Annotated in this window: 13 protein-coding genes; 6 read left to right on the top strand and 7 right to left on the bottom strand. The window is 64.8% G+C overall.

The features are described 5' to 3' along the window. Window positions 1–27: 27 nt before the first annotated feature. Window positions 28–597, top strand: coding sequence for a DUF6919 domain-containing protein (locus ARTH_RS16170; protein ID WP_011693012.1), 570 nt, complete (start codon window positions 28–30; stop codon window positions 595–597). A gap of 29 nt (window positions 598–626) precedes the next feature. Here ARTH_RS16170 and ARTH_RS16165 read toward each other — a convergent pair whose 3' ends face one another. Continuing rightward, the gene (locus ARTH_RS16165; protein ID WP_011693011.1) at window positions 627–1,169 is read right to left on the bottom strand and encodes a hypothetical protein; all 543 of its coding nucleotides are present in this window, start codon (window positions 1,167–1,169) and stop codon (window positions 627–629) included. Between the two features lie 386 nt (window positions 1,170–1,555). Between ARTH_RS16165 and ARTH_RS23930 the strand changes: the two genes are divergently transcribed. Beyond that, window positions 1,556–1,720: a hypothetical protein gene (locus ARTH_RS23930; RefSeq protein WP_156810688.1), complete on the top strand. Its 165-nt coding sequence runs from the start codon at window positions 1,556–1,558 to the stop codon at window positions 1,718–1,720. 199 nt (window positions 1,721–1,919) lie between these two features. Further along, window positions 1,920–2,057, top strand: a complete 138-nt coding sequence (locus tag ARTH_RS23925; protein WP_156810687.1) for a hypothetical protein — start codon at window positions 1,920–1,922, stop codon at window positions 2,055–2,057. Window positions 2,058–2,471: 414 nt separating this feature from the next. Here the strand turns inward: ARTH_RS23925 and ARTH_RS16160 are convergent, their stop codons facing one another. The 3 genes from ARTH_RS16160 to ARTH_RS16150 form a co-directional block, all read right to left on the bottom strand. Continuing rightward, a complete protein-coding gene (locus ARTH_RS16160; protein ID WP_071067496.1) occupies window positions 2,472–3,887 on the bottom strand; it encodes a hypothetical protein in 1,416 nt (471 codons plus the stop codon). Between the two features lie 103 nt (window positions 3,888–3,990). Further along, complete coding sequence (locus tag ARTH_RS16155; protein ID WP_011693009.1) at window positions 3,991–4,461, bottom strand: hypothetical protein; 471 nt, start codon at window positions 4,459–4,461, stop codon at window positions 3,991–3,993. A gap of 167 nt (window positions 4,462–4,628) precedes the next feature. Next, window positions 4,629–6,545, bottom strand: a complete 1,917-nt coding sequence (locus ARTH_RS16150; protein WP_011693008.1) for an O-antigen ligase family protein — start codon at window positions 6,543–6,545, stop codon at window positions 4,629–4,631. A gap of 235 nt (window positions 6,546–6,780) precedes the next feature. Between ARTH_RS16150 and ARTH_RS16145 the strand changes: the two genes are divergently transcribed. Beyond that, window positions 6,781–11,331, top strand: a complete 4,551-nt coding sequence (locus ARTH_RS16145) for a carboxypeptidase regulatory-like domain-containing protein (RefSeq protein WP_198011516.1) — start codon at window positions 6,781–6,783, stop codon at window positions 11,329–11,331. An 83-nt stretch (window positions 11,332–11,414) separates the two neighbouring features. Here ARTH_RS16145 and ARTH_RS23205 read toward each other — a convergent pair whose 3' ends face one another. Further along, complete coding sequence (locus tag ARTH_RS23205) at window positions 11,415–11,912, bottom strand: MarR family winged helix-turn-helix transcriptional regulator (protein WP_156810686.1); 498 nt, start codon at window positions 11,910–11,912, stop codon at window positions 11,415–11,417. 120 nt (window positions 11,913–12,032) lie between these two features. Between ARTH_RS23205 and ARTH_RS16135 the strand changes: the two genes are divergently transcribed. Next, window positions 12,033–12,263 (top strand): zinc-ribbon domain-containing protein, encoded by a 231-nt coding sequence (locus ARTH_RS16135; protein WP_043429976.1) that lies wholly within the window; start codon window positions 12,033–12,035, stop codon window positions 12,261–12,263. Window positions 12,264–12,490: 227 nt separating this feature from the next. On the opposite strand, the gene ARTH_RS16130 is transcribed toward ARTH_RS16135, so the two are convergent. Beyond that, on the bottom strand, window positions 12,491–12,748 hold the full coding sequence (locus tag ARTH_RS16130) for a hypothetical protein (RefSeq protein WP_011693004.1): 258 nt from the start codon (window positions 12,746–12,748) through the stop codon (window positions 12,491–12,493). Between the two features lie 257 nt (window positions 12,749–13,005). On the opposite strand from ARTH_RS16130, the gene ARTH_RS16125 reads away from it, so the two are divergent. Next, window positions 13,006–13,698, top strand: coding sequence for a TetR/AcrR family transcriptional regulator C-terminal domain-containing protein (locus ARTH_RS16125; RefSeq protein ID WP_011693003.1), 693 nt, complete (start codon window positions 13,006–13,008; stop codon window positions 13,696–13,698). Window positions 13,699–13,712: 14 nt separating this feature from the next. Here ARTH_RS16125 and ARTH_RS16120 read toward each other — a convergent pair whose 3' ends face one another. Further along, window positions 13,713–14,447, bottom strand: a complete 735-nt coding sequence (locus ARTH_RS16120) for a GAF and ANTAR domain-containing protein (protein ID WP_011693002.1) — start codon at window positions 14,445–14,447, stop codon at window positions 13,713–13,715. Window positions 14,448–14,521 lie beyond the last annotated feature (74 nt).

Genomic DNA, 14,521 nt, shown 5'->3' with positions numbered 1-14,521 from the left:
CATTGGGGGAACTAAAGGAGACAGTGCATGTTTGAAGGTGTCCCCGACGAGGACGCGTGGCGCAACTGCACCACGCTCGAAGGCGCTTGCGAACTGACTGCACGCTGGCTTGAGGGCACCCTCAGCTACGTGCCCGGCTACGCCGCGCCGCAGTACGCCGGAGAGAACGGCCCCATGAGCGAGGCCCTGGCCGCGATCAACCGGCTGGGCTTCCTCACCGACGACTCCCAGCCCGGGGCCGAGATGTCCGGCGGCCACGGGCAGCGCGCCTTTGTGACCGGGCGCTGCACCGAGCAGTCGGCGGCGATTATTTCCGCGGTGCTGGTGGAAACGGACCTGGTGGTGCTGGTGTTCCCTCCGGGCGAATCGGGCACCGGGCAGATCTGCGTGACCCTGGACGGCGCCCGGGAGTTCACCTGGCTGGGCAGCTCCGGCGGCCCCTCCTACGCCCACGAAACCTACACGGACTGGACCAACGAGACGCTGGCCAAATCATTGGCCGAATGCTGGGAGCTGCAGATCTTCGACCCCGTCTGGGGCCGGAACACCAAGCTTGTTCCCCTCCTGCAGAAGGCCCTGATCACCGCGAAGGGGTGATTGCCGGTCACCCCTCACGCGTTGTTCGGCTATTTCGGGCAGCTGTGAGCAGGGTTGTACGCGGCGAACATGCCGTCCGGATTGTCCTTCCACACCCAGGCGTGCAGGGCGAACGTGCCCGGGAACGGCCCGTCGTCGAAATCCACGCCGGCGAGTTCCGGCCGTTCTGCTGCCGTGGACAGGAACTCCACCGCCACCAGCTTCATGCGCCCGCGTTCGTTGGGCATGTACACCAGAATCTCAGGCTTGCGGGCCTGCGTCTTGTCATCGATCAATGACTCCTTGGCATAGTGGAAACCCATTGCCCCGACGCCGGGCTTGTCGATGCATTCGGTGATCTTCTTGTACCCGTCCTCGATTGCGTTATCCAGCCACCGGTAATCGTCAGTAACATTCCGCAGCGTTTTCACCAGCCTGCGCTGTTCGGAACTGGACTTCCAGTCATCACTCTTGTCCGAGCCGCCACCGTGCCCTGAGCCTTCATGCGCGACGGCGGTTCCGGGGGCCATGCCCACGGCCAGGACGGCGGCGGCGGCCATGGACATCAGTCCTGTTTTGGTGCGATTCCTCATTTTTTTCTTCCAACCCTCTGAGACCCGAGATTTCCTTGTTCGGTAAGGGACGCGAAGCAGGGGTGCGAGTTGCTCCTCTTCGCCAGGATGCCGGCCGGCCCCGATGGGTACTGCCGGTGAATGAGCCGCCCGGGTGGAAATCATCCATCGATTGGGGCGGCGTTAAAAGTATGCGCCTCCGGCGGAAAGCGGCGCTAGGGTGTGCGGAATTGTTTATTTACCGGCGATTTTGCGGTGATCGGTCCGCTAAAAAAGGCCACTAACAGCAATGGGCGGACGGGTCGAAAAACAAGTACCACTCTCAGGCTTAAACGAGTGTTGAATGCCGTAAAAGACGAGTACAGACCACTCTGTCTAGAAGAGTTACCGGCCCGTAGCGTAAGTGCATGATTAGAGCCATCAAGGAAGCGATCCGCCGCTTTGTGGCGAGGAACATCGTCGCTGATGATCCGTACCCCGTCCGATCCTGGCTGGACCAGCAGAACATGCCCCCGGAAACCCGGACCACTTTCCCGCCACCCATGCGGGACGCCAACGGGTGGTCCCTATAACAGGCATCTAAATCCGGTATGCAGTTGACAGGATTTGTCGGGCGCCTATACTGCGTTGGACAAATCAGGCGTGGCCCACGTAGGGTGATGATCGATCCGACATGGGGGATCCCACCGTTCGTTGCAGGCCTTTAACGCGGAGAGCTTTCCACGTAGCGTGCCAGCCTCGAGTGCAACGACGCATCCTGGAGGTAATTCCGTGGCCCTGACCGATTATGTCTTTGCGCTGTGCGCATTGATGGGAACCCTGTTCATTCCGTTTTCCGCTTTATACCTGATGCTCCGCCTCAAGCGCGGCGCCGCAGCGAAGCCCGTTCCCGTTAAGGTCCGCCGGTAATGCCCTACGTAGACATCAATCCCCACCGCTCCGGCCCCAAATGGCGCGGCTATGTGCTGCTCGGTATCCTCCTGGTGCTCACCGGTGCCGTCGTGGCAGCGGCGCTGTTCCGGGTCTAATCCGCTTCCTCGGCATCGGCGGGACCACAAGACAAAGGGCCCGCCTCCGCATGTGCAGGGTGCTCAGCTCCTGCACGACCTAGGGGCGGACCCTTCGTGTATCGCAGCCGGAAGGCCGGGCCACCTGGGCCTGTTGGCGGCCGCTTCCGAACCGTTGCGATGGAACCAGCCTAGAAATCGCCGGTACTGTCCCGCACGAGTGTCAGCTACCCGTTTTCCCGCCCGGCAAACACTCGTATCACCAGCCCCATACGCATCCTTCCCGATCACCCGTGTCAACCGGTACTGCCCGGGATCACCCGTAGGTGAAGGAGTTGCTCGTCACTGGCTGGAGCGACGTTCCGGTGGCGACCAATGTGCAGCCGAATCCGTTGCCGTTGAATGTCAGGTTCGAGAACGAGGCCACGCCGGCGGCGGCGGAAACGCTCAAGGTGCCCTTCAGGTTGCACTGGGACGACACCGTGACCGTCGCCGTGCTGGCCGTCAGATTGCCGAAGGTGTCCAGGATGCTGACCGTTACCGGCGGATCGATGACGGTGTTCTTGACCGGCGCGATTGTTGCGGACCCGAAAGCCAGCTTGACCGCCGCTGCGGCCGTCACGGTGACCTGCGCCGTGGCCGGAGTCAGGCCCGTTGCGGCCACAGTGACGCTGTGCGCTCCGGCTTTGGTGTCGCCATAGAAGAACGACGCCGATGCGGCCCCAGCCGGGATGGTCACCTTCGTGAGGGTTGCGCCGCCGGATGTTGCGGCGAACACCTTGGTGCCGGTGGAGTTTGAGGCCAGGGTGACTTCGGTGCTGCCGGCGGTCACTGGATTCCCGTAAGCGTCCAGGCGCTGGACGGTGAAGGGCCCGGTGGTGGCGGTGGCGGAAGCGGCACCGGAGGCCGGTCCTGTGATCACAAGCTGGGTGGGAGCCGCTGGTGTGACGGTGAACGCTGAGCTCACCACGCCGGCGTATCCCGGGCTGGACGTAATCAGGGTGTACACACCGGCCTTTGTCATGGACAGGCCGCTGAACGTGGCCTCGCCCCAGCCGTTGGTGTAAACAGTCAGTGTTCCCGCGAGGGTTCCGCCGCCGGGATTGCTCGCCAGGCCGATGGTCACCGGGACGTCGGATTTCCAGAGGGGCCATCCGAAGGCGGTCCGTAGTTCAACAGTGAATGCCGGCAGCGCGTTGCCCGCCAATACGGATGCCGCCGGCTGAACGCCGAAGCGAAGATCATTAATGCTGGACACAGTGACGTTGCCGCTGGCCGCGCTAGTGGCAGTCCAGGAGCGGTGCAGTGCCGTGACCACGTACTTGTGCGTACCTTCCGGAACGGAGGAGTCCGTGCAGGCGGTTCCCGTAATCGGCGCAGCCGGGCTGCTGCCGCAGGCCAAAACGGAGGTGGAGCCGGTGATGCGGCTGACGTAGTAACCCGTCGCCGCCGGCGTCCCGGCCGACCCTGTCCAGGACACGGACACGTTCGAGTTGCTGCTTGAAGGGACCGTCACATTGGTGGGCGGCGCCAGGGTGGCGACTGCCGCCGTCGTACTTCCCTTTCCGATCGCCGACCAGGAAGCGGACGCCGCCGGAGCGCCCAAAAGTATGGCAAGGACCAGTGCGACGCAGACCGCAATGCCACGACGGATCAGGTGCTGAAACGACACCAGCCCCCGCCGGAAGCCGCGGGGGCTTCCGGGGGAGCTGGTGTTGTGCCTGCCGGACATACGCACCTTCTCGACATTGGCTCTGGGGGTGGTGGGGGTGCCACGTTCACCATTGGGGAATGAACCTGACGGAATTGAGAAGGAGCGTCAGCGCGCTACCCCTTCACTTTGCTTCGAAGTACAGCGGCACCGTGACGCCCTGGCAATCGTCCTGGTTGGTGGCCTTGTTGACCATCTGGACGGTGACCGTGCCGTTGGCCGTAGCGCCCGGTGCGAGCTGGCCGGTAGCGATGGCGGGCGCAGTGACAGCGAAGTCGGTGGCTGAGCAGGTTCCGGAAACCCACTCCGTACCGTCAGTCTTGGCCACCTTGGCGGTAACGCTGGCCAGGTTCTGCGAACCGGTGTTTTCGTTCTTGACCGTGAAGGCAACGGTCTGGATGGGGCCTCCGGGGCTCAGGGCGTCGCCGGTGGCGGGGGTGCTGACAACCTTGAACGCCACCGTCTCGCCGGTGGAAGCCGCGCCGGTGCCGACACCAACTGCGGACCAGTAGGCGAAGGCCGCGCCGCCGCCGATTGCCACCATGGCAGCGGTGGTGATGATGATGCGCTTCTTGCGTCCAGCTACTTTGCTCATTGCAGTTCCCCTTGAACTTGTGCGGCTTATCCGCAGACCTTCGAGGCCTGTCCGGCTCCGATAAATCGAGTCTCCGGGAGCAGCATCAAGTCGGTTCAAAGAAATGATCAAGATTCACTAAAGCTTATTTCTGTCACTTTGGTAACTCCTGTAACAGCCGGCCCGGCTTACGGTGAGGCGAGCCGGTCGGCCCTTTCCTGCGCCATGATGGCATTGCCGTCCTGGCCGACGCGCTGGTACACGCGGGCCAGCACCTGCCAGGGAACCGGCGACTCCGGCGACTGGCTGGCCGCGGTCTGCAGGTCCGCAATGCTCTGCTCCGGCTGGCCGAGGCCGAACGCCGCGATGCCGCGCTGAACATACAGCTGGGAGGTGTACGGGGCGCGGACGATGAGTTCGTCCAGGCGTTCCTTGGCCGCCGGAACGTCCCCGCTGTTGAGGTAGCCGATGGACAACGCCAGTCCGGCTTCGACGGACTCCGGCGTCCTGGCCAGCGACACCATGGCCCACTCCACAGCCCGCTCCGCCGCTGCCGGGTCACCCTCGGCGGCCGGACCGGCGAAGGCCTGGGCGGCCAGCAGCGCCGTGTCGCTGTCCCACGGCCGAAGCGCCTGCGCCGCCTGGAAATGCCGCTGTGCCCCGGCGATGTCTCCGCTCCCGGCGGCGCCTACACCGGCCGCCATGGGCCACTCCGCAGCAGCCGCCGGTACGGCAAGTACCAGGCCCCCGACGACGGCGAGTGCCCCGGCGGCCGCTGCCGCTTTCCGGGCCGGGGGAGTGACGGACCACCCGCGCAGCCTGGAAGTCCGGCTTTCCTTCGAAACGACGATGGTTGTTGCGAGGAGTCCGCCGCAGATGAAGGCGGCCAGCGGCGTGGTCCCCGGGGACGTAAATCCGGTCAGCAGCCCGACGCCGTAACCCACCACGGCGGCAAGCGCACCGACCAGGGCGGTCCGGCGGGCTCCATCGGCGGAACGGATCCGGACCACGGCCGTGCGGAGGGTGGAGGCAGCCAGCAGGAGGGCAAGGAGCAGGAGCGGGATGCCTCCGGCGAGCAGCGCCTGGAGCAGCCAGGAGTGCGGGGAATCCGGTGGGAAATCGCCGCCCGTCTGTACCGCCCACTGCTGGGTCTGGTAGCCCGGAAATGCATCCACGAACCCGCTGGGACCCACGCCCAACCATGGGTGTTGCTGCGCCATTTGCGCCGTTTGCTGCCACAGGAGCCAGCGGCCGGTCACGGTTTCGCCGTAGAACAAGCGGTCCCGTGCACCCGGGATCAGGAAGACAAGGAGCGCCAGCCCTGCCAGCGAGCCGGCCGCGGCTGCTGACGCCTTCCACGTGAGCTTGTTTCCTCGCTGCGGTCCGCCACCTGTGAGGAAGGCGCCGAGGGCATTGACCAGGACCACCGCCAGCAATGCCAGCAGTGCCGCACGCGATCCGGACAGCACCGCAATCAGCACTCCTGCGGCACACCCCGTCCGCAGCAGCCAGGATGTCCTGCGCCGCTGCAGCGACGGCAGCGCCAGGACGGCGGCGATCATCACTCCGACCAGGCCCTGATCCGACGCGTTTCCCAGCGTGGCGCCCGGCCTGAGGTCAGCTGCACCGCCCAGTGGCCGCAGGCCTGCCGACTCCAGGATGCAGATCGCGGCCAGGGGCAGTGCCACTACCGCCAGTGCGCGGTGAAAGGCATGCCATCCGGAGGTGCCGTCCGGACCGCCGAGGAGTTTCGCCCCGAGCACCAGGGCGGCAGCGTAGACCGCGAGGACCACGGCCCCTTCGTAACGGGGCCACCTGCCGAGGAGCGCAGCTGCCGGGCTGGGGGAGAGCAATGCGGCCAGCAACAGAACTGCCGAGCCGGCGCCCAGGAGAATCACAGTGGACCGCGGCAGGCGGCCGCCCGCAGCCGGGTTCGCCCTTCCGGCCCATAAGGCTGCACCCACGGCAAGAAGCACCACGATCACCTTGGCCCAGGCAAACCTGAACAGGCCGCCGGGCAGGAATGCGAGCAGGGAGCCCGCCATGACATAAATGGAAAGCGCCGGCGCCGAGGTGAACGTCCGTGAGCCGACAGGATTCTTCACAAATCTCCAAGTCAAAGATTGGGCAACGCTCATCATTATTGCGCTTTCTTGACGTCAACTTGTATCGCCCGGATAGGAAATGCCGGGAGGTAATCCCGTTTATGACAATCTTGAGGATAAAACGACTGGAAAATTGATTTCGTACCTATATAGTGCGATCACCTGCCACTAGCAGGGTTCACTTGCGGGGGCGGTGTTCGTCGCATCATTTATTGGGGGAATCATCTAAATGCGCTTGCGCACGCACATTTTCAGGCGGATTATCGCCACGATTGCAGCGGTTCTGGCTGCAACATTGCTCATCGGAAACGTCCCGGCACTGGCCGTGGATACCAACACAGCCACCATCAGCGGCACCGTGACGGCGCCTGCCGGCGTTGTGTTGACGTCGGTCTACGTGAACGCGCAGCCTTCGGACCCGCAATCGCCGTCGTGGGGCTGGGCCAGCGTGGCGTCAGACGGCACCTACCGGATGGAGGGCCTGGCGGCAGGGTCCTACAAGCTGGTGTTCTCCGGCAATAACAGCGGCGCCGAAACCCAGTGGTACAACAACGCTGCGACCCAGGAGGCCGCGACCGCAGTGACCCTGGCTGTGGGCCAGAACCTGACCGGGATCAATGCCACCCTGGTCAAGGGTGCCAGCATCAGCGGAAAAGTCACCGTGCCTGCCGGGGTGGACATGACCAACATGCAGGCGACCGCTTCCTCTCCCGACTCCGAGTACAGCCAGAGCTCGAGCGTTTCAGTGGCCTCAGACGGCAGCTACCGGCTCGCCGGACTGGCCGCGGGTTCCTACAAACTCAAGTTCTCCGGTTACAACAGCGGTGCGATTAGCCAGTGGTACAACAACGCCGGGACTTTCGCCGCAGCAGAAACGCTCGTTCTCGCAAAGGGCCAGGACCTCAGCGGCATCAATGCGACCCTGGTCAAGGGTGCCAGCATCAGCGGCAAAGTGACCGCGCCCGCCGGGATCGACATGACGAACATGCGCGTGGCCTATTACGCGGCCGATTCCCAGTCCAATGAGACCGGCAGCACCCAGGTGGCCGCGGACGGCACCTACCGCCTGTCCGGGCTGGCCGCGGGCTCCTACAAGCTGAAGTTCGACGGGTACCAGAGCGGCGCCCTCACCCAGTGGTACAGCAACGCATCGTCCTTCAGCGATGCGAGCGCCGTCGGCATCACCGCAGGCCAGGATCTGACCGGCATCAACGCCACCCTGGTCAAGGGCGCAACCATCAGCGGCAAAGTGACCGCCCCGGCCGGCATCAACCTGCGCTCGGTGTACGTCAACGTGATGCCCACAGAGCCGCAGAGCGGCATGTCCACCTCCTTCGTGCAATTGGCGGCTGATGGCACATACCGGGCGGCCGGCCTGCCCGCCGGAGCCTACAAAATGGAATTCAGTGGCTTCAACAGCGGTGCGCTGCCGCAGTGGTACAACAACGCCGACTCGCTTGCTGCCGCCAACGCGCTGACCGTCACGGCAGGGCAGGACCTTACCGGCATCGACGCCACGCTGGTGAAGGGCGCCTCCATCAGCGGCAAGGTCACCGTACCGGCAGGAGTCGACCCCGCCCGGACCTACGTCAACCTCTACAGCGCAGACTCGCAATCGCTGCAGAGCTCGGGTGCCCAGGTGTTTGCGGATGGCAGCTACAAAGTGGCCGGCTTGAAAGCTGGTTCCTACAAGCTCCAGTTCTCCGCCGGAAACACCGGAGCCCTCCCGCAGTGGTACAACAACGCGGAGACCTTCGCGACAGCGACCGCCGTGGACGTGGCAGCCGCGCAGGACCTGACCGGCATCAACGCCACCCTGGCGAAGGGCGCCACCATCAGCGGAACTGTCAGCGCTCCCGCAGGGGTCACCCTCACCGGCGTCACCGTGACGGCGTACTCGGGCGACAACATTGCCAGGTATTCCGCCAGCACCCAGGTGGGCGCCGACGGCAAATACCAGCTGTACGGGCTTCCCGCCGGGTCCTACAAGCTCCAGTTCTCCGGATCCAACAGCGGGGCGCTGGCCCAGTGGTACAACAACTCAGCCACGATTGAAACAGCCGCCGCTGTCACCGTCACCGCGGGCCAGGACGTGGGCAGCATCAACGCCACACTCGTCAAGGGTGCGTCCATCCGCGGCAAGCTCACCGTGCCCGCCGGCATTGACGCCACGCAGATCTACGTTTCGGCCTACACCGCCGCGTCCCAGTCGGGCTATGTGCTCTCGGGCGCCGTGGCCGCGGACGGAACCTACCGCCTCCTGGGCCTTGAGGCCGGCTCCTACAAGATCCAGTTCTCCGCCTACAACAGCGGAGCACTGAGCCAGTGGTACACCAATGCGGCGACGTTCGACGCAGCCGCAGCCGTTGCCGTGACGGCGGCCCAGGACGTTGCAAATATCAACGCCACACTGCTGAAAGGGGCAACCATCAGCGGAAAGGTCACCGCACCGGCCGGCATCAGTGCCTCGAGCACCAGCGTGACCGCCTACCCAGCCGCCTCAGGTACTGCGGCGGCCCCCGCGGCCAACACGTGGGTATCGGCTGACGGCTCCTACAAGCTGGTGGGCCTGGCGGCCGGGTCCTACAAGCTCCAGTTTTCGGCCAACAGCAGCGGCGCCCTCACCCAGTGGTACAGCAACGCGGCAACCGAGGACGCAGCCAGCCCCGTGGCCGTCACGGCGGGGCAGGACCTTACCGGCGTCAATGCATTGCTGGCCAAGGGTGCCACCATCAGCGGCAAGGTCACCGTACCTGCAGGTATCAACCTGTGGAACATCAGCGTCAACGCTGACAGCGCAGACGGCAAATCCATCTACATGGCATTTTCCGGCGTGGCCACGGACGGCAGCTACAAATTGGTGGGACTCCCTACGGGCTCCTACAAAGTGAGGTTCGCCGGCAACAGCAGCGGTGCCGTGGACCAGTGGTACAACAACGCGGCGACTGCAGCTACTGCGAATGCACTGCCCCTCACTGCGGGACAGGACCTGACAGGTATCAACGCCACGCTGGTCAAGGGCGCGACCATCAGCGGCAAGGTGGCCGGACTCTCCGTCGGCGAGCAGCACCCCGTGACCGTGCTGGACAGTGCCGGAACCCCGGTCAAGGAAGGCTACTCCGACACCACCGGCTCCTACAGCGTCACCGGTCTGGCGGCCGGAACGTACAAAGTCGCCTTCAACCGGTCCAGCGGACCCTCCCTGGCCGAGGCCCAGTTCTTCCAGAACAAGGCCGAGTCCGCCGGTGTTGGCGCCGCCAGCTCCGTTGCAGTCACCACCGGGCAGAGCATCACCGGCAAGGACGGGACGCTGGTCAAGGGCGGCAGCCTCAGCGGCACCGTCACGGACAAGCTCAAGGCCCCGCTTGCCGCAGCGATGGTCCAGGCATACACCAAGGACGGCTCGCTGGTCACCCGCATGGGGTTCACCGATGCGCAGGGCAAGTTCAGCGTCACGGGCCTGACCACCGGGAAGTACCTGCTGGTTGTCACCCCGCCATACGGCAAGGCCGAGCTGGGCAAGCTGTACTCCGGCAGCGTCACCACGGAAACCGCAGCAGTTCCCGTGAGCGCGACGGTTGGATCTGACAAGCCGGCGGGTGAACTGACCTACGGGACAGCAACACCCGTGCCGGTGACTGATCCGAAGGCAACCGTCACGCTGGATCCGGCCAAGCCGGCAGAGGCAGCGGTCTCACTGAACAACTCGGCGTCGACCGTTTCCGTTGATTACCACGTGATTGTCAACGGGGACCTGACCCGTCCGAAGGTGACGGTTGCGGCGGGACAGAAGTCCGACGTCGTACTCACCGCGCTGGCTGCCAAGAGCACCGTCCAGGTGCGGATCTACGGCGACGGCAAGGGCACGGGAACGCTGCTGGCCTCGGCAACCACACCGGACGCCCCGGTGGCGCCGGTGACTGATCCGAAGGCAACCGTCACGCTGGATCCGGCCAAGCCGGCAGAGGCAGCGGTCTCACTGAACAACTCGGCGTCGACCGTTTCCGTTGATTACCACGTGATTGTCAACGGGGACCTGACCCGTCCGAAGGTGACGGTTGCGGCGGGACAGAAGTCCGACGTCGTACTCACCGCGCTGGCTGCCAAGAGCACCGTCCAGGTGCGGATCTACGGCGACGGCAAGGGCACGGGAACGCTGCTGGCCTCGGCAACCACACCGGACGCCACGGTTGCTCCCGCGCCGTCATTCACTGACGTGTCAACGGGCAACCAGTTCTACAAGGAGATCACCTGGCTGGCGTCCAGCGGCATCAGCACCGGCTGGACGGCCGCGGACGGCACCAAGACCTTCGGGCCGGTGCTGCCCGTGAACAGGGATGCAATGGCTGCCTTTATGTACCGCTTCCGCGGCAAGCCGGCCTTCACCCCGCCGGCGGTGTCCCCGTTCACGGACGTGGCCACCAGCAACCAGTTCTACAAGGAGATCACCTGGTTGGCGTCCACCGGCATCACCACCGGCTGGACGGCGGGGGACGGGTCCAGGACCTACGCTCCGGTCCAGGCCGTGAACCGGGACGCGATGGCGGCCTTCATGTACCGCCTGGCCGGCAAGCCCGCGTTCACGCCCCCGGCGGTGTCCCCGTTCACGGACGTGGCCACCAGCAACCAGTTCTACAAGGAGATCACCTGGTTGGCGTCCACCGGCATCACCACCGGCTGGACGGCGGGGGACGGGTCCAGGACCTATGCTCCGGTCCAGGCCGTGAACCGGGACGCCATGGCGGCGTTCATGTACAGGTACAACGCGAAGTTCGGAACTAACTAGCGTTTCAAAGGGCCGGCCGCGGGTGCAGTTCAATCGCACCCGCGGCCGGCCCTTTCCGCGTGTGGCTAGGCTTCTTCGCGAGCTTAGTCGGCCCGTGCCTGGGCCTGCTGCGACTCCGAAAGGTGTGCGATGTGCTGTTCCAGGTTCCGGCGCAGGTCCACCTCTACGTCGCGCTCGGGACGGGGGAGTCCGCGCACCAGCTCTTCGGCAGTCCGCAGCACGGACCGTCCCCGGGGCGTCAGCCGGACGCTGCGGCACCTGGCGTCACCCGCGCCGCGTTCTTTGTTGAGGAGGCCCATGTCCTTCAACCGGTCCAGGATCTTGCCCAGGCTTTGGGCGGTGATTCCGAGCTCGTCGGCCAGGCGGTTCTGGGTGGCGGGGCCAAGCTCCTCCACGCAATCAAGGGCGTCGAAGGACGATTTCGTGAGGCCCAGGCCAACAAGCCGCCGGTTGATTCTCCGCTCGTCCAGCCGCGCCGCCGTCGACAATAAGCGGTGGGTGGACCATCCTGCCGGTCTGTTCTGCTGGGCCAAAGCCATAAGCGTGTTGCCTGCCTTCCGGGAGACCGCGGCTGGGGGCACGGTAACGGTTCTGCTTGTAAACCTCTACCCAATACTAAGCATGATTACTATTAGATCGTAAGCACCCTGATGAACCGGGTGTTTCGCCACCCTTGGGTCGAGAAACCCAGAAAGGCAGAGATGCTTCTACTCTTCGGCCTCAAGACCGTCCTGCGGGCATTGCCCGGAAGGTACTCAGCGTGCCGTTACTGCGGCCAGTACGTGGAGCAGTACCTCGAGGAACGGGCATCCAAATTCACGCTCTTCTTCATTCCGGTCTTCACCATGTCCCGGGCGTACCGCATCACTTGCTCCAACTGCGGCCAGCAATCGTCGCTCTCGAAGAAGGGGATGAAGGCGCTGCCGCGTTAGGGGAGCGGTGGGCGGACCCGGGGAGCGTGGGTACTCCGGGCGAAGCCGCACCTTTGCCGGGGCGCGAAAAAGGCCGGTTCCCGGGTCAGCCCCCCAAGGCTGACCGCGAACCGGCCTATCGTCGTCGTGCTTTTCCTGGCGGTACCCCGCTGGAAGGTGCGTTTCGTTCTCCCGACGCCCGGCCTTCCCTGCGGTGTTTAGGCCGGGACCCTTTAGACCAGGACCCCTTAGACCAGGGCCGGGCGGGTGGCCAGGATGTAGTCCGCGGCGGCGGCCCCCGTCATGCGGAGGCGGCTGTCCGTTGACCTGATCCTGCGGGTCTTCATTTCCGACCAGAATTCCCCGGCGGCGGCCGGGATGCACTGGTTGAGCATGCACCAGCTGGTGTACAGCCCGTAGAGCTGGTCTTTCCTGAGTGATGCGTCGCCGTCCTGATCCGGAGCGGTGGCTTCGCTGAGGAAACGGTCAATTTTTGAAACGCCCATGGTTGGCTCTTTTCCGTACTGTGTGCGTCAAGTGCCGCCATTCGGCTACAGCAGCTGAACCTCATATCCCTGCACAAGGCCTGAGGCGTTCCACGCCCTGGGTTAGCAGCAGTGACGAGCCGCATCCGTAGGGCTAATAAATAGTCTCCACCGAATGCTCTACACCGTAGACTCTAGGCGTAGACTACGTGTTAAGCAAGAGTAGACAGCCACATGCTTGTATCTGCCAACCATCTCCGACGTTAGGAAACCCCGTCATGTCAGCCCCGCAGGAAACAGATTCCAGAAGACGGCTGACCCGTGAGTTAGTGCTTCAAACTGCCCTCGAACTGGTGGACTCCGAGGGGCTCGAAGCCTTGAGCATGCGCCGGCTGGGACAAGCCCTGGACCGGGACCCCATGGGCCTCTACCGCTACGCGACAAACCGCGCCGACCTCCTGGACGGGATCACCGAACTTGTCCTCAACGAGCTGGCGATCTTCCCGACGGACCCTGACTGGCAGGCCCAACTGCGCCGGATCGCCCATGACCTCCGGCTCCTGGCGCTCCGGCACCCGAACGTTGTGCCGCTGCTGGTGACGCGCCCGCTGTCCACGCCGCTGGGTCTCCGGCCGTTGGGGACGTTACGGCCGCTGGAGCAGATCCTGGGGCTGTTGATCGAGGCGGGCTTTGAGCCGAACAACGCCCTCCACGTGTACCGCGCGTATTACGGCTTCCTCTACGGCCACATCCTGAACGAACTTCAGGAGTTCATCGTGGACGCCGATGAAAACGTTGCACTGCTCCGGCTGGGCCTGCACCGTCTCCCTGCCCGGGACTTCCCCCACCTCCGTGAGCTCGCGCCCGTGCTGGCGGACTACGACGGCGAGGCGGAACTCGACGAAGGCATCAGCATCCTGCTCTCCGGGCTCGCCGAGAGACTGTCAGGCAAGGCAGCACCGGTCGGCTAGGCAGCGCCGGCCGGCTAGGCGTCGAAGTGGGTCCGGACGTCGCCGCCGGCGAGGTTGGCCAGCATCTCCTCGGCCACGGTGCGGAGTTTCTGGTTGCGGTTGCTGGACACCTTGGTGAGGATGGCCATCGCCTCGGCCTGGGTGCAGCGGTTCTGGCCCATGATGACACCGCACGCCAGGTCGATGGACGTGCGGCTCTCCATGGCGGCGGCAAGGTCATCCGCCAGCGACTGCGCCGTGCCCAGCTTCACCGACAGCCGCACGGCACCGCCGGCGAGGTCCGCGAACTCCACGGCCTCCCGGATGACGGCAGGGGTGAAGACGCCCGATTCGAAGGCGAAGAAGTTCAGCGCTGCGGCGGCATCCTCGCCGAGTTCCAGCGGCACGCCCAGGGTGGCGCGGCAGCCCTCGTCCGCCAGTGCTTTCCGGTATTCCGGCCAGCGAGGATCCTTGTCCACATCGGCCAGCAGCACCGGCTCCTTGACCCTGAGCGCCTCGATGCACGGGCCGTCCCCGATGCGCTGTTCGATCTCGTCCAGGAGGACCGCCTTCGGGCTGCTCCCGGCCACGGTAAAAGTCCGGCGCCGCCGTTTCAGGGTCACGCCGCATTCGACCTTTGCTGAGGTGTCACGGCTCAGGGCACCAGCCGCCATGACGGACAGCCGCTCCAGGAACTCGGCAACATTCTGGGTGCCCACAATAATGTCCTGAAGTTCCAGGACGCGTTCGTGCTCGGGAGAGTTGGCCATGCCTCAATGTAAAGCGCACGCCCCGCCGGAGCAACTGTGTGCGCTTTCTCTCCGGGGTACGTGGGGGACTTTTG

Origin of the sequence: Arthrobacter sp. FB24 (genome assembly GCF_000196235.1) — a bacterium.
In the GTDB taxonomy this organism is placed as follows: Bacteria; Actinomycetota; Actinomycetes; order Actinomycetales; family Micrococcaceae; genus Arthrobacter.
Note: the sequence above shows the minus strand (reverse complement) of the source record. Positions and strands in the feature narration are given on the sequence as shown.

Coding starts and splice junctions, on each gene's coding strand:
- ARTH_RS16170 (WP_011693012.1), top strand. CDS start 28: ATGTTTGAAGGTGTCCCCGACGAGGACGCGTGGCGCAACTGCACCACG.
- ARTH_RS16125 (WP_011693003.1), top strand. CDS start 13,006: ATGTCAGCCCCGCAGGAAACAGATTCCAGAAGACGGCTGACCCGTGAG.
- ARTH_RS16130 (WP_011693004.1), bottom strand. CDS start 12,748: ATGGGCGTTTCAAAAATTGACCGTTTCCTCAGCGAAGCCACCGCTCCG.
- ARTH_RS16155 (WP_011693009.1), bottom strand. CDS start 4,461: ATGAGCAAAGTAGCTGGACGCAAGAAGCGCATCATCATCACCACCGCT.
- ARTH_RS23930 (WP_156810688.1), top strand. CDS start 1,556: ATGATTAGAGCCATCAAGGAAGCGATCCGCCGCTTTGTGGCGAGGAAC.
- ARTH_RS16160 (WP_071067496.1), bottom strand. CDS start 3,887: ATGTCCGGCAGGCACAACACCAGCTCCCCCGGAAGCCCCCGCGGCTTC.
- ARTH_RS16165 (WP_011693011.1), bottom strand. CDS start 1,169: ATGAGGAATCGCACCAAAACAGGACTGATGTCCATGGCCGCCGCCGCC.
- ARTH_RS16135 (WP_043429976.1), top strand. CDS start 12,033: ATGCTTCTACTCTTCGGCCTCAAGACCGTCCTGCGGGCATTGCCCGGA.
- ARTH_RS16120 (WP_011693002.1), bottom strand. CDS start 14,447: ATGGCCAACTCTCCCGAGCACGAACGCGTCCTGGAACTTCAGGACATT.